Raw genomic sequence first — 14,123 nt, forward strand, 5'->3', positions numbered from 1 at the left:
GGGGGTACATCTATGAAAATTGGTACATTTGCGAAGCTTTTTCATGTTACGACTGATACCGTTCGTTATTACATTGAACTAGGATTATTAATACCAGACAAAAAAAACACTCAGTATCAAATGAACCAATTGTGTTTCGACGACATGTCTTTTATTACTGAGCTGAAAAAATTTCATTTTTCATTGATAGAAATCCAACGAATTTTATCATATCGGCGTGTCACAAACTTCTCGGACCATGAGGATATCGACTACTACAACAACTCGCTCATTGATAAAAAGGACGAGCTAACCAAGAAAAAAGAAGACATATCAAAAGCTATCCAATTGATTGAAAAAGCGGTTCAAACTAGCTCGCCTTCATCCAAAGAAGAAAGTATTACAGGAATCCCGCTTGACTTTGTAAATTTTCTCTATTGTCCGAAATGCCGCATTCCACTTGAAATGAAAGATGTAACGATTAAAAAAGTCTACATTCACACGGGGAGTTTAACTTGTAGCTGTGGATACGAAGCAGCTATCGAGGAGGGTATTATCATTACCGCGAACTTGTATGAGACGTCTCCTTATCCATCTTATTTTTACGATAAAGAAACGATTAAAGAGATCAATCCCAAAATGATTAACTTATTTGAAAAAAGTAATTTTCGATTTCAAAAAGTTCTACAAAATATAGATTTGAAAAACAAATTAATTGTGGAAACAAACGTTGATGCTTTTGTATCACTACCCAAATATATCGATGTTCTTGAACCAAGCGCAAACTATGTATTCAGTGGCTATTCGCTTGCAATGCTCAAGAAGGTGAGAAATAGAATTGAGCGTATGAATCCGAAGCCACGCGTCCTTTATATTTTGAATTCCGATTTAAATCTACCATTGAAACCGCTTAGCATCGATGTTTTTGTGGATAGTTTTACAATAACTGATTTTTCACTGCTCAACCCAGAGTTCCCAAGTCATGTTCTAAAAAACTATTTACATAACAGTTCAACAATTGTCGGTGGATACTCGTATTATGATAACTCGGCCAAATCCTTGAAAAATATTTCAGCCTTATATCCAAATTCCCATGAGCATATTTTACATCCAAAATACTTAGAAGAAAATTTATCAGTTAACGGATTTCAAATCATGCAAAATGAAAATATCGGTTACTGTACAGATCCAGGACCTTATTTCGATTATCATGTAAGAGACGAAAAATTCCATATGCTCATGTATTTGGCTAATACGAAACAATAGCACAAAAAGCGCCATCACAAGTGACGGCGCTTTTTCTATGTAAGAGCTACTAGAAGGTACCCTTCTAGCCTACTCCCATTTATAAGTCCAAAACTGTTCAAGTTGCAGCCATTTTAATGTTGCTGCGTCTTTGTTTTTTATTTTTGCATGCGTTTCTTCTAGCATCGCTTCCGTTTGTGAACGATGCGCGCCTAGTGCAGCTAATTTATGTTCAAATACTTCACTAATATTATTTACAACATCCGGTTCACCGAGTACTGCTTCGCGATTTCTCGTAATCGCAACCGCATGAATGGCTGGACGTTCTTCTTTTGGCATACGTGATACAGCGCGAACTACAGCGCGGCCAAATGCATCATGATCCGGATGTACGCCGTGTTCTGGATAAAATGTAATAATTCGAGATGGATTTACTTCTTGAATAATCGCTTCGATTTTATCGGCAACAAAATCAACATCTTCAAATTCTAACGTTTTATCATGGAAACCGAGCATTCTTAAATCTTGAATCCCCATCGCTTCACATGCATCTTTTAATTCTTTTTCACGTATATTTGGAATCGTTTCACGGTTAGCAAATACGTTTTTCCCCATGTTACGTCCCATTTGTCCAAGAGTACCACATGCGTACGTTACAGGTACTCCTTGATCTGTTAATAAGCGAATTGTTCCTCCCGCAGCAAATGCTTCATCATCTGGATGCGGAAATACAACAAGTACATGTCTCTCCATAAGTTTCCCTCCTTCTTACTTAAATGGCGTTAAGCTTAGCTCAAGCGCTACCGCTAAGCGGCCTTGGTTATCATGCCCTGCTAGTAATAAACGCTCTTTATCGTCTACTTCCCAGTGCGTAATGCCTTCTGCATATACCCAGCCATGATCCATTTTCAAACCAACTCGGTATGGGTTTGTTCCAGTTATTTTCCCACGCTCAAAGCGAATAATTGCATTTCGAATGAATGCTCCTACTGTCATCATCTTTTCATTAAAGTGTGACGCATACGCTCCATTCGTCGTTTCTAAATGAATATATACATCTTTATTTACAAAACGTTCAATTTCATTTTGAATAAGAGAACTATCTTTTACTATTTCCATCGGAATTCACCTCTTTAAACCATTTTACGCAAAAATAATGTAAATTGCTATCTCTATATTAGAGGACAACGCCCACTTTTCCTAATAATTTGCACTGTGTTTTTTATATTTTTTATCCCGCATTAACGGATAGTAAGATTCCCACCCCAAAATCCAGCGAACACACGTCAGCTAGGTGGGAAATCAACTATCCGTAAATGCCCGATTGGTGAGGGCTAATAATCAGTGGGGGATGAACAAAAACCCCCACTGATTAAAGTTTCACTTTATATGATATGTAAAAATCACATTTTTTCCTTCACATTGTTAAATAGTTTTCTTTCTTTTTTGAATTTGCTACAATATATTTTATCCCGTATTAATACAGCGATATACATTTCGACAATTGAATACATACTTTAAAGAAGGTGACATGATTGGAACAATCAGCACATGAAGTAGCAAATTGGCAATATTATTTTACAATTGCCGTATTTTTAGTCACGTACGGTTTTATTATTTCTGAGAAATTGAATCGTGCTGTAATCGCACTATTCGGTGCTGCTATTATGATTATTTTTGGAATTGTAGATTTACATACTGCTTTCACATCGCATATTCAATGGGAAACGATTACCCTTTTAATTGGGATGATGATTCTCGTACATATTACGAGTCAATCAGGCGTATTTGAATTTGTAGCCATAAAAGCAGCAAAAGCAGCTGGCGGAAAACCAATCCGCATTTTATTATTACTATCCCTATTAACTGCTGTCGGTTCTGCATTTTTGGACAACGTAACAACCGTATTATTAATCGTACCTGTTACACTATCCATTACACGTATTTTAAAAGTAAATCCTGTTCCTTATTTAATTTCAGAAGTACTATTTTCAAATATAGGCGGAACAGCAACATTAATTGGTGACCCGCCGAACATTATGATTGGATCAGCTAATAAGCATTTAGACTTTAATGCCTTTTTACTAAACTTAGCTCCAATCGTAATCATTATTTCTATCGTTACACTTGGCATTATTTACTTCATGTATCGCAACAAACTAAAAACAACGCCTGAGCAAATCGAAAAGCTAATGGCATTAAATGAAAAAGATTATATTAAAGATCAGAGCCTCCTTTTAAAATCCATTACGATTTTAGGACTAACTATTTTAGGCTTTGTACTTCATTCTATTATTCATGTAGACGCTGCCGTTATTGCGATGACAGGTGCTACACTTCTTATGTTAATCGGTGTGAAAGAACATGATATTGAAGATGTATTTGCCCACGTTGAATGGGTAACAATTTTCTTCTTCGCTGGACTATTCGTTCTCGTTGGCGGATTAATTGATATCGGACTTATTTCTTCACTCGCAAAAGAAGTACTCGACGTAACAAATGGCGATATCGGTTTCGCTGCTATACTTATCTTATGGGTATCTGGCATCGCATCTGCGACAATTGATAACATCCCATTTGTCGCAACGATGATTCCACTTATTCAAGATTTAGCTACAGGACTCGGACTATCTGTCGATTCTCCGCAAATTGAAGTACTATGGTGGGCGTTATCACTTGGAGCTTGCCTAGGAGGCAACGGAACATTAATTGGAGCATCAGCAAACGTAGTCGTTGCTGGTATTGCAAAACGTGAAGGACATGGGTTCTCTTATATGGACTTCTTAAAAATCGGTTTCCCCTTAACAATCATTGCGCTATTGTTATCACATGCTTACATTTATTTACGTTATTTAATGTAGAAGTTGTATTGCATGAAATTATATCGGCGATTTTTAAAATATATCGATCGTTTCTCCGAATATATCAGCGATTTTCTAAATATATCGGCGATTCGACAACGAATATCGACTTGTCGACAAATAACGACAGTAAAACAGGTATGCAGCACTACGCCGCATACCTGTTTTCATCACCAAAATATACCTATAATTGCTAATCCACCTAAAATCATACCACCAATTTGTCCAATGATTGCCGGTGATAATTGAACACCTTTTCTCACTTCAACAACCGGTCTTTCATGCCTTAGTTGCTGCACTTCACTTTGAAGTTGATGTACACTTCCGTGTAGTTCTTTAATTAGTTCTTTTAATTCAGCGACCTCTTCGTTTACTGGCTTACTTTTTTCTAAGTTCATCTCGCATAACTCCTTATAAAGTGAAACTTTAATCAGGGGGGTTTTTGTTCATCCCCCACTGATTATTAGTTGAATCAATCGGGCGTTTACGGGCAGTTGATCTCACACCTAACTTCTTTGCTCCACCTGAATTTTGAGGTGGGAATTTTACTGCCCGTTAATGCGGGATAAATTCAATCAGCTCACTGTAAAATTTCGCCAATTACCGTTATATCTCCTGCATACTACATATATAATATGGAATGTACCTTTATTAACAAGACCCTTTTAAGAACAAATTTAGATATTTTAGAAAGACACCTTTCATTAGTCCTTTATATATATAAAGGACTAATATATTCAACAACTCTATTCTTTATAGTTTCTTTTTCATACAAAAAGCTTCACTAAAATTTAGCAGGTGTACCTTGATGAAAATACATTTGCCATCTTCCTTCTCTAAATTTCCATATCGAACTACGTAACGAGTGTTGATTATTCATTTCATTGAATATTCGATAAGTAGTTAATGCTACATCTTTGGATAATGGATGTACTTCAAAATCACTCAAAGTCATTTTTACCACACCAATTCCATTTTTATCGATATCCTCATTTTTATATAAAACTTTACCAGAACTCCCAAACTCAAAAAAATCAGCGGCAAGTATCTTTTTAAGCTCCTTTTGAGATGTGCGAACCCCTGGTTTAAGTAATCGTTCCTCTAGCTGATATAAACACTCTCTTAATGAAGATAAACCTTCCATTAGTACACTCCTCCGCTCATCATTACCTAAATATTACAACTTTTCACTCTACACTACACAATTATTCTGTATGTTTTTGCTAGTTCTGCAGCTCTATCCATTCATCTCGCAATATCCCCATAATCATACGATCAAAACACTTTCCGTCTCTTTGAACTGCTTCCCTCATACATCCTTCCATCTGAAAACCCATCTTTTTATATAGTGCAATGGCAGATTTATTATACGAAATAACATCGAGACCGATGCGGTGTAAATTCAATTCATAGAAAGCATACTTTAGAATAAGGTGTATTGTTTCCCTTCCATATCCCTTCCCTCTATCATTCGCATCTCCTATACCAATTGCTAATAAACCTGTTCTGTTATTCCACTCTATGCCGTGAATTGCAACAAAACCAATTAAGCGATCATCTTGAACTGTTCTTAACATGAAAGAAACACTATTCGATCTCCGTCCCTTTAATAGCCCATCACTCGCTATTTCATGTAACGATTGCGGGAATGCCAAGTCTGTATCTACATTTCTTAAGTACTCACTATCCTCTTGCCACATAGCCATTACTTCAGCATCTGCTTCTCTAATAGCTGATAATTTAATAGTTTTATTTTGAAAAAGATTCATCGTCATCTAAAACTCCCCTTTTTTAAATAGCGGGGACAATAATTCTAGCCTATTCATCCCCTTGTTCCATAAACTGTTTTTTTAACGGGATACTTACAATAAGCGCTGACATTGGCACATCTCCTCTACATTAAATTAACTTCATTTTACATTTTTTTGTTTTTTTAAACAAACCAATTATAGTTCTCTATTATTTAGAACTATAGTATACTTAATTATTCTTCAGATTATTCAATCAAAATAAGAACTCGCAGAAGGTGAAATAATGTTTTATGTAAAACAACTACTCTATTTTACTTACGAACAAGCATTATCTTGCTTATTCCCAGTCGTCATTTTTTTAACACTAGCCCTTTCAAAAATCATTTCTATCTCAGGGTTATATCGCTATGATCTCATACTCATTGTATGTCTTCTTATGCAATATATAATGTATAAAACAGGACTTGAAACGAAAGACGAACTAAAAGTAATTACTGTCTTCCACCTCATCGGCCTTTTGCTAGAAATATATAAAGTACATTTCGGTTCATGGAGTTACCCCGAAGAGGCGTATTCGAAGATTTTGGGAGTTCCGCTTTACAGTGGTTTTATGTATGCAAGTGTTGCAAGTTACATATGCCAAGCGTGGAGAAGATTGCATTTACAAATGCATCATTGGCCGAAAGCTATTTTTGCAATACCTCTAGGAGCAATGATTTACTTTAATTTTTTTACACATCATTTTCTATATGACTTTAGATGGGTATTAACTTTAATTTTATTCATTGTTTTCTTTCGCACATTTGTGGAATTTTCATTACGAGGCGTTACATATAAAATGCCACTCGTTCTCTCCTTTTTCCTGATCGGTTTCTTTATTTGGATTGCAGAAAACATTGCTACCTTCTTCGGAGCATGGCAATATCCAAATCAACAGGAAGCGTGGAATCTCGTTCACTTAAGCAAAATTAGCTCATGGTTTTTACTCGTTGTTATTAGCATTATGATTGTTACACAACTCAAACATTTAAAGGAATCGAAAAGATAATGCTAATTATGTAAAAACATTAAAATAACAACTTATCTTCCTTACCCAATAAAAGATCCACTCTGTAAAAACAGTTAGCCCATCACTCATTAGAGAGTGATGGGCCTTTTTTATTAATATTTTTTAAACCGTTCTCATCAAAGAGGTTATAGGTTCATCATAATTTACAAGCGCATAAGCAGTTGCACATTATGAACTACTACTAGCAGAAGAGGTTGCTGCAGATGAAGCGGCGATCGTTGCCATCATAGCTGCCTGTTGTGCCTGTATGAGGACTTCTATCATTGTTTGTAAACCTGCGTTGGTAGCTTTACTTTCCTCACCTTTCTGACTTACGAACAGTTGAATAGCAATAAGAATATTCGTATCTGTATGCCAACGGAAAAATTTCTCCCCTTGCAATTTTTCAATCAACGCTTTAATAGAATGAATCTCTTTTTCTCCATCCTCAAGTAACGCTAGTAACCCGATAGCTGGATAATGCATCTGTTTCACTTTTATCTTTTCTTGTTTTAACAAATTCCATATGTTTGTACATGTTGCAACTAACATTTCTTCACGGACATCCTTCTTTAGTGAGAGGATATGACTTAAAAACTGAAGATCATTCCCTTTACGCAAACCAGCTTTCGCTAGTTTCTGATAAAGACGTTCTACTCGGTCCATAAGTGTTTCTACATTCTCTGATTGTCCTGCTAGTAAAACCGCGAGTGGATAATCATTTGTACCTGTAAGAAAAAGATGATCCTCTTTCATCCGTTTATATACTTGCATCGAACGCTGAATGTGCGTGCCATGCTGTTCATTTTCTTCTGTTAAAAGCACAGCTGCTGCGAGATAAGTAAATATACTCCGGCTAAAGCCACCAGCGACCAATTGTTCATATAAATCTAAAAACCTCTGAAAAGCTTCCTTGTAATCTGTAAAATGAATATCTAATGTTGCGGCCACCACAAAGCGATGATAAGACTTTAAGTATGAAAACATCCCTACCTGATTCTTAATATAACTACTAATTTCTAAAAAACGTCCGAGATCAAACAGTTTATCACTACCTGCATACATAGCAGCAATCATCATACCTGTTCGAGAATCACTCGTTTTCCATTTTAGTTCTCCCTTTAACTGTGCATATGTATGTGTGTATTGCTCTAACTTTTGTTCCAATGTAATCATAGTATTCCCCCATTTCTCTAGTTCTTCTCTTTTATTATACGTATATTCCATATTTAGGAATACCCTATTTCATACAGATTTTGCAACCTTATACTTTCTTCTGTATTATTTTCAATATTTTTCTATTAAGTAATACAAAAAAAATAATAACTACCATAAAATTTAGGATGTTTCTTTATCCTAATTGGTTGGTTGGTTTTCCTTCTTCATCAGCATCACGATGATTAGCGTTCATAATCCTTAATCCTTCAAGAAGTTCAACAACAAAAAAGGATAGATAATAAATTATCTACCCTTTTTTGTCTATATATTATTTAACTTTACCCAAAACTAAAGAGCCTTAATAATACGTTCCATCGCCTTCATTTGCCCAATATGGTCTGCTTCATGATAAAGCATCATACCGTAAAGCTCTCCAACTGTTTCCAACCCTAAAAATGGCTCTGGAAGTTTATTTTCAAATGCTTCTGCTGGAATTTCTTGAATGCGCTTCGCTTGTTCTTTTAATTGAACCGTTAACACTTCTAATGATGGCCCTTCTGTTTTCCATTTAGATGGTCTTGAACCATATCCAAACATACCTGGATATTCAGTTGGTAATTGTTTAAATTCTTTTCCAAACATGAAAACTTCTGCTGCCGTTAACACATGACCGATATGCCAGCGAATTGTATTGTTAAAGCCCTCCGGCTGCGTATCCGCAGTTTTGTCATCTAACGTTTCCATAAATTGAAGTAATGCCCCACGCGTTATTTCAAATTGTTTTAAACCAATTATTCTATTCATTTTATCGTCTCCTTTTTTATGTACAATTTATTATGAGTTAAAAATGTTCCACTTATTAAAGTTTCATCTTGTTTAATTTATCAGAAACAATTAAAAAACACACCTTATATGCTTAATAAAAAGGTTCACTCCTCGTAAATATAGAATTACTTACTGCGCAAATATTTTAGTAAACAAAAGAGGAGTGTAATGGCATGGTAGATATTTTAAAACAACAATATAATCTTATTAGCTCTACAAGAGAAACTCTATTTTCGTTTTTGGAAGAAATCCCACTAGAAAAATTGCACAGCACTGTTCCGAATTTCGGAAGCGGTAGTATTATAAAGACGCATATTCATGTAGCCGATTGCTATCGATACTGGCTCGGATCATTCGCATTCAAGCAAAAACGAGCAGATTTTTCATTTGCTAGTGATTATGAAATTGAGCATGCAGATGTCGAGAAAGTTCGTGCTAGATTTAAGTTAGTCGATGAGGTTGTAATGCGTTTTTTAGATGAATACAATGACCGTTGGCTCGAAAATATAGCAAATGAAGTGAAATGGCAAAAAGAACCTTGGAGCACAACTCCACTATGGCTTTTAACTCATACGGAAACACATGAGTTTCATCATAAAGGACAAATTGTATCAATGGCTCGTCACCTTGGATACACACCTCCTGATACAGACCTTTGTTAATTCAATTGTTCTAAAAAATGAACTACTATAACTGTCACTAACATTATTTATGTAAAGGAAAGTCCCTTCATTACTTTTGATGTTGTTTTATAGTTTTGTAAATTTCCTTGCGACACAAACTTGAAGACTTTTATTATATTTAGTTATGTTTGTGTCGTGTACGTATTGATTAATTTAATATCTACACGAAATTCATGTTCATTTAAAAGTGGAATGAAAAGCAATAGTAACAGTATTATTAAAAATTTTAATGGTACATTTTATTGTGTATAAAACTTTTATTATTTGTTTTAGGTATATCCTACGATTATAAAATCCATGTAATATCGGATTAAGACTCATATTTTTCAAGCAATACATCAAATACAATTCCCGGGAGTTTTTATATGATTCAAAGAGGAGTTATATACTTACCGTGCTGCTGTAACACATAGTTAAACTGCTTTAAAAATCAAGCGAAAAAATTTCAACTATTTATAAAACTTTTATTCCATTTAGATTAATAACATTAAGGAGAAAATTATAATGAAATTAGAGAGTGAAAGAATTTATTTAAGACCTCTTTGCAAGCTAGATGCGCCCATTATATTAGAAAGTACAATGGATGAAGAAATAAGATACATGACTGGAACCAAGCCTACTTTTTCATTAGCGCAAATTAAGATCCATATAGATAATATAAATAATGATTCAAGTCGCTATGATTTCGCTATTTGTTTAAAAAGCACTGACGAAATGATTGGAGAGTTGTCGATTTTAGATATCGATGAGGAGAATCAAAGAGCAGGATTCAGAATATCGATGCTTTCTATTGCATTAACAGGAAAAGGCTACGGGACTGAAGCTATGAAAATAGTTTTAAGTTTTGTTTTTGAACAACTCACATTAAATCGTTTACAGTTAGAAGTATTTAGCCATAATTCACGTGGAATTAGAGCTTATGAAAAGGTTGGGTTTGTAAAAGAAGGAACATTACGTCAATCCTTATTTTATAACGATAAATGCTCGGATGAAATTATTATGGCCATACTTAAAAGTGATTATAAAAATATACTATAAAGAACCGATACTTACTTCATTCAAGCATCGGTTCTCCCTATACAAAAATGCTATTTCCCTTTCATTTGAAACAAATATTTCTCCACTTAACCCCTTGTAAAAGACGCCCTCGTTACATCAATAAATTGCTGCAACGGCGCTGTCATCCATTTATCTTTATGCCAAGCGATTTGTGTATAAATCGGAGAGATTGCATTTTCTAAATGTAACTCTTTTATCGTCCCTTCTCGTATATCTTTTTCTACTACTATAGCTGGTAACACGGCTATACCTAAATCTGCAATGACACATTGTTTAATTGCCTCGACACTAACAAACTCGATCTTATTTGCCGGATATACATCTTCAGTACGAAATAACTCTTCAAATAAAGTCCGATATGAACACCCTAGTTCTGTTAATAAAAGTGTTTCCTTCTCTAAATCTTTTATAGAAACAGAAGTTTGCTCGAGTAAACGATGCCCTGGAGCAGCTACTACTTTTAATTCTTCTTTCATAAGTGGCTCCACATGCAAAACATCTTCCGTTTTACATTCGTCCAAAATGAATGCAAGATCTACTTTCCCCTCCATCAATTGTTCCTTCGCATCTTTATTGGAATGCGCTGGTTTAAATATAAGTTTTATTTGTGGAAATTGTGCTTTAAACCTCTTTAATATAGATGGAAGCCTATATGTACACTGACTTTCTTGTGCACCAATCGTTAACGTACCAGCTATTTCTTCATCATCTTTCACAGCCATTTTCGCTTCGTTACTGAGTGCAATCATCTTATCAGCATATAGTTGAAACTTCCTTCCTGCTTCAGTTAAGAAAAGACGTTTTCCTAATCTCTCAAATAACGGCGTACCGAGCTCAGCTTCTAACGTTTTAATTTGCGCTGTTACGCTCGATTGGGCAAAGTTTAATTTTTTCGCAGTTTGGGTAAAGTTCAAAGTCTCTGCGGCTACCTTAAATGTAATTAATTGTTTTATTTCCATTTATCATCCCTCTATTCAATCGATATTTCCGATTGATTTCATCGAAATAATCCTCTTTGTCTATTGATATTTGTATTGTATGATAAATAGCATCGACAAACAATAAAATGGAGGTATTCCATATGAAAGCACTTTGTTTCGAACAGTTTGGAAGTCCAGATGTACTACAATATAAAGAAATACATGATCCAATCATAAATCCAAATGAAGTTCTTGTTCGCATGCAAGCAATCGGTTTAAATTTCGCTGATATTTATAGACGCCGCGGCGATTATCATCTCGCTGGCAATCCGCCTTATATATTAGGTTATGAAGGAGCTGGGATTGTTGAAAAAGTAGGTGCTGAAGTTACTACTATCCATCCTGGAGATCGTATTGCATTTGCTGACGTTCCATTCGCAAATGCAGAACTAGTTGCTGTTCCATCAGAGAAAGCAATTCCGCTTCCAGATTCTATTTCTTTTGAAACAGCTGCTTCTGTCTTATTACAAGGTCTAACAGCACATTATTTAACGAAAGATAGCTATCAAATAAAACAAGGTGATATAGCTCTAGTACACGCTGCGGCTGGCGGAGTTGGTCAACTTCTTATTCAAATGATTAAATTACAAGGCGGAAAAGTAATCAGTCTTACGTCATCAAACGAAAAAGCAAGAGTAGCCACGTTAGCTGGTGCTGACCATGTATTTTTATATACTGAAGAATGGCATTCAAAAGTACTTGAAATAACAAATGGTATCGGGGGAAATGTTGTATATGAATCAGTAGGCTCTACACTCGCGGAAAGCTTTAGCGCTACTAAAATTGGTGGTACTGTCGTATTTTACGGAATGGCCGGTGGTAATCCTACACCAGTTGATCCACGTATGCTTATGGATACTTCAAAAACTTTAACTGGCGGAGACCTTTGGAACGTTCTTACTACGTATGAAGAACGTAAAAAGCGCTCTACTCAATTATTTGATTGGATCGCTACTGGAAAATTAAATATTGCGAGCCCTACTACATTCTCTTTACAAGACGGTGCTCGTGCTCATGAATTATTAGAGAGCAGAAAAAGTACAGGAAAGATATTATTAATCCCATAATTCATAAAATGAAAAGGAAGCTAGATTTCTCTACCTTCCTTTTCTTATTACTATTTGAGATATTTTTATATTTCCACACTTTTTTTCCCTTTTGCAACATAACTCATATCTCCAACCGATTCGACCGTATACTTCCCATCTTGATATAAAACTTTCGTTACACTTGCATTTTCCACTCCAAGTTTTGTTTTACTATGATCTATCATTTCTATTAATGCAGTTATCATAAGTCCATGAACTACAACTAAAACGTTGCCCCCTCCATTTCCAGCAGCTTCTTCACTAATTTTATCAATCTCTGCTTTTATACGAGTAGAAAATAATTCCCAATCTTCCGCCTGTTTCGTAGGGTCTGCTGCTCTAATCAGATTAATTACTTCTTGAATAGAAAACTTCATGAGTTCTTCTGGTGATGCAACGCCCGCAGCTTTTCCAATCACATCCCACATATTTTCAAGTTTTTCACCTTCAAAAATACCAAAATTTAATTCTCGTAAATCTTTTCTTTGCTCAAGTTTCAACTTTGATTGCTCACTATATTTTAATACTAAATTAGCAGTTTCAATCGCTCGGCCACTATCACTACTATACGCATTCGTAAAATGAATATCTTTTAATCCCGTTCCTAAATTAGAGGCAACTTCAACACCTTTTTCTACTAACGGAGAGTCTGCCCAACCTTGCGCGCGATGATTCGTATTTAATATTGTTTTACCGTGTCTTGTAACATATAACGTAACTACATTCTCATTGCTATCTGTTTCTCGCTTCTTCATTCTATTCTCTCCCTTTACATTTCTATATCAATTTTACCATCTCAATTATTCATTGAGCAAAATATACGTAAGTGAATTTCCTTAATAAAAAAAGCTATCTTTCTGTATATCCCTACAAAAAGATAGCATCTTTTATGATTACATTTCTTAATCGATACTCCTACTCAGCAAAAGCACTCGAATATTGTACAATTCCTTCTACACCTTGAAGAGCATTCTCTCTTAGCTCCATCACCATAAACACTTCATCTGGCACTTCAAATGGTGCTTTTATATTCCAATCACTTGCTTTTTTAAATCCAAATTTCGGATAGTACTCTGGATGCCCTAATACCACAACAGATTCATATCCTAGTTCTTTCGCTTTTTCTAAAGTAGCTACGATAAGTTTTCCGCCAATTCCTTTTTTCTGATGGCTTGGAGCAACTGATACCGGTGCAAGTGCTAATGAATCTACAGTAGCCCCGTCTTGTTCTATCGTAATTTTTGATAACATAATGTGCCCGACTATTTCCTCATCTACTGCAACGATTGATAATTCTGGAACAAATCCGTCACATTCTCTAATGCGACTCACAAGTTCATGTTCTGTTTTATCACTGAATTCTTCATTTAAAAACGCTTCTTTTACAACTTCTTCAGTCTTACTATAATCATTTTGTTGTTCTTGTCTAATCGTTACCATTCTATA

General features: G+C 35.2%; 16 protein-coding genes. 6 read left to right on the forward strand and 10 right to left on the reverse strand.

Features of this window, described 5'->3' with window-relative positions:
• Positions 1-12: 12 nt before the first annotated feature.
• A complete protein-coding gene (locus MKY70_RS17940; RefSeq protein ID WP_044438868.1) occupies positions 13-1,245 on the forward strand; it encodes a MerR family transcriptional regulator in 1,233 nt (410 codons plus the stop codon).
• Positions 1,246-1,314: 69 nt separating this feature from the next.
• Here MKY70_RS17940 and bshB2 read toward each other — a convergent pair whose 3' ends face one another.
• Both bshB2 and MKY70_RS17950 read right to left on the reverse strand, forming a co-directional pair.
• Positions 1,315-1,977, reverse strand: coding sequence for a bacillithiol biosynthesis deacetylase BshB2 (bshB2, locus tag MKY70_RS17945; RefSeq protein ID WP_000439465.1), 663 nt, complete (start codon positions 1,975-1,977; stop codon positions 1,315-1,317).
• Between the two features lie 15 nt (positions 1,978-1,992).
• Positions 1,993-2,343 (reverse strand): YojF family protein, encoded by a 351-nt coding sequence (locus tag MKY70_RS17950; protein ID WP_000407039.1) that lies wholly within the window; start codon positions 2,341-2,343, stop codon positions 1,993-1,995.
• 416 nt (positions 2,344-2,759) lie between these two features.
• Here MKY70_RS17950 and MKY70_RS17955 point away from each other — a divergent pair, with 416 nt between their 5' ends.
• Positions 2,760-4,085, forward strand: coding sequence for an ArsB/NhaD family transporter (locus MKY70_RS17955; protein ID WP_002014220.1), 1,326 nt, complete (start codon positions 2,760-2,762; stop codon positions 4,083-4,085).
• 170 nt (positions 4,086-4,255) lie between these two features.
• On the opposite strand, the gene MKY70_RS17960 is transcribed toward MKY70_RS17955, so the two are convergent.
• From MKY70_RS17960 to MKY70_RS17970, 3 genes are all read right to left on the reverse strand, one after another.
• Positions 4,256-4,483, reverse strand: coding sequence for a hypothetical protein (locus tag MKY70_RS17960; protein WP_002111012.1), 228 nt, complete (start codon positions 4,481-4,483; stop codon positions 4,256-4,258).
• Positions 4,484-4,869: 386 nt separating this feature from the next.
• Complete coding sequence (locus tag MKY70_RS17965) at positions 4,870-5,229, reverse strand: nuclear transport factor 2 family protein (RefSeq protein WP_061675390.1); 360 nt, start codon at positions 5,227-5,229, stop codon at positions 4,870-4,872.
• A gap of 79 nt (positions 5,230-5,308) precedes the next feature.
• Complete coding sequence (locus MKY70_RS17970; RefSeq protein WP_061675389.1) at positions 5,309-5,860, reverse strand: GNAT family N-acetyltransferase; 552 nt, start codon at positions 5,858-5,860, stop codon at positions 5,309-5,311.
• 259 nt (positions 5,861-6,119) lie between these two features.
• Between MKY70_RS17970 and MKY70_RS17975 the strand changes: the two genes are divergently transcribed.
• Positions 6,120-6,884: a DUF817 domain-containing protein gene (locus MKY70_RS17975; RefSeq protein ID WP_060749127.1), complete on the forward strand. Its 765-nt coding sequence runs from the start codon at positions 6,120-6,122 to the stop codon at positions 6,882-6,884.
• A 189-nt stretch (positions 6,885-7,073) separates the two neighbouring features.
• Here the strand turns inward: MKY70_RS17975 and MKY70_RS17980 are convergent, their stop codons facing one another.
• Both MKY70_RS17980 and MKY70_RS17985 read right to left on the reverse strand, forming a co-directional pair.
• Entirely contained in the window at positions 7,074-8,111 is a 1,038-nt protein-coding gene (locus MKY70_RS17980; protein WP_341025425.1) for a DUF4003 domain-containing protein, read from the reverse strand.
• Positions 8,112-8,390: 279 nt separating this feature from the next.
• Positions 8,391-8,846 (reverse strand): DinB family protein, encoded by a 456-nt coding sequence (locus MKY70_RS17985; protein WP_002033453.1) that lies wholly within the window; start codon positions 8,844-8,846, stop codon positions 8,391-8,393.
• A 194-nt stretch (positions 8,847-9,040) separates the two neighbouring features.
• On the opposite strand from MKY70_RS17985, the gene MKY70_RS17990 reads away from it, so the two are divergent.
• Positions 9,041-9,529 (forward strand): DinB family protein, encoded by a 489-nt coding sequence (locus MKY70_RS17990; protein ID WP_060749129.1) that lies wholly within the window; start codon positions 9,041-9,043, stop codon positions 9,527-9,529.
• Between the two features lie 525 nt (positions 9,530-10,054).
• The gene (locus MKY70_RS17995; protein WP_060749130.1) at positions 10,055-10,588 is read left to right on the forward strand and encodes a GNAT family N-acetyltransferase; all 534 of its coding nucleotides are present in this window, start codon (positions 10,055-10,057) and stop codon (positions 10,586-10,588) included.
• 86 nt (positions 10,589-10,674) lie between these two features.
• Here MKY70_RS17995 and MKY70_RS18000 read toward each other — a convergent pair whose 3' ends face one another.
• Complete coding sequence (locus tag MKY70_RS18000; RefSeq protein ID WP_113769628.1) at positions 10,675-11,568, reverse strand: LysR family transcriptional regulator; 894 nt, start codon at positions 11,566-11,568, stop codon at positions 10,675-10,677.
• A gap of 122 nt (positions 11,569-11,690) precedes the next feature.
• Between MKY70_RS18000 and MKY70_RS18005 the strand changes: the two genes are divergently transcribed.
• Positions 11,691-12,656, forward strand: coding sequence for a quinone oxidoreductase family protein (locus MKY70_RS18005; RefSeq protein WP_341025429.1), 966 nt, complete (start codon positions 11,691-11,693; stop codon positions 12,654-12,656).
• 65 nt (positions 12,657-12,721) lie between these two features.
• On the opposite strand, the gene MKY70_RS18010 is transcribed toward MKY70_RS18005, so the two are convergent.
• Positions 12,722-13,432 carry a histidine phosphatase family protein gene (locus MKY70_RS18010; RefSeq protein ID WP_341025430.1) on the reverse strand — a complete coding sequence of 237 codons (711 nt, stop codon included), beginning with the start codon at positions 13,430-13,432 and terminating at the stop codon, positions 12,722-12,724.
• A 160-nt stretch (positions 13,433-13,592) separates the two neighbouring features.
• Complete coding sequence (locus MKY70_RS18015; RefSeq protein WP_341025431.1) at positions 13,593-14,117, reverse strand: GNAT family N-acetyltransferase; 525 nt, start codon at positions 14,115-14,117, stop codon at positions 13,593-13,595.
• Positions 14,118-14,123 lie beyond the last annotated feature (6 nt).

The sequence above is a fragment of the Bacillus sp. FSL R9-9492 genome (genome assembly GCF_038007365.1).
In the GTDB taxonomy this organism is placed as follows: domain Bacteria; phylum Bacillota; class Bacilli; order Bacillales; family Bacillaceae_G; genus Bacillus_A; species Bacillus_A mycoides.

Coding starts and splice junctions, on each gene's coding strand:
- MKY70_RS18010 (WP_341025430.1), bottom strand. CDS start 13,432: ATGAAGAAGCGAGAAACAGATAGCAATGAGAATGTAGTTACGTTATAT.
- MKY70_RS17975 (WP_060749127.1), top strand. CDS start 6,120: ATGTTTTATGTAAAACAACTACTCTATTTTACTTACGAACAAGCATTA.
- MKY70_RS18015 (WP_341025431.1), bottom strand. CDS start 14,117: ATGGTAACGATTAGACAAGAACAACAAAATGATTATAGTAAGACTGAA.
- MKY70_RS18000 (WP_113769628.1), bottom strand. CDS start 11,568: ATGGAAATAAAACAATTAATTACATTTAAGGTAGCCGCAGAGACTTTG.
- MKY70_RS17995 (WP_060749130.1), top strand. CDS start 10,055: ATGAAATTAGAGAGTGAAAGAATTTATTTAAGACCTCTTTGCAAGCTA.
- MKY70_RS17970 (WP_061675389.1), bottom strand. CDS start 5,860: ATGACGATGAATCTTTTTCAAAATAAAACTATTAAATTATCAGCTATT.
- MKY70_RS18005 (WP_341025429.1), top strand. CDS start 11,691: ATGAAAGCACTTTGTTTCGAACAGTTTGGAAGTCCAGATGTACTACAA.
- MKY70_RS17965 (WP_061675390.1), bottom strand. CDS start 5,229: ATGGAAGGTTTATCTTCATTAAGAGAGTGTTTATATCAGCTAGAGGAA.
- MKY70_RS17980 (WP_341025425.1), bottom strand. CDS start 8,111: ATGGAATATACGTATAATAAAAGAGAAGAACTAGAGAAATGGGGGAAT.
- MKY70_RS17985 (WP_002033453.1), bottom strand. CDS start 8,846: ATGAATAGAATAATTGGTTTAAAACAATTTGAAATAACGCGTGGGGCA.
- MKY70_RS17940 (WP_044438868.1), top strand. CDS start 13: ATGAAAATTGGTACATTTGCGAAGCTTTTTCATGTTACGACTGATACC.
- bshB2 (WP_000439465.1), bottom strand. CDS start 1,977: ATGGAGAGACATGTACTTGTTGTATTTCCGCATCCAGATGATGAAGCA.
- MKY70_RS17960 (WP_002111012.1), bottom strand. CDS start 4,483: ATGAACTTAGAAAAAAGTAAGCCAGTAAACGAAGAGGTCGCTGAATTA.
- MKY70_RS17950 (WP_000407039.1), bottom strand. CDS start 2,343: ATGGAAATAGTAAAAGATAGTTCTCTTATTCAAAATGAAATTGAACGT.
- MKY70_RS17990 (WP_060749129.1), top strand. CDS start 9,041: ATGGTAGATATTTTAAAACAACAATATAATCTTATTAGCTCTACAAGA.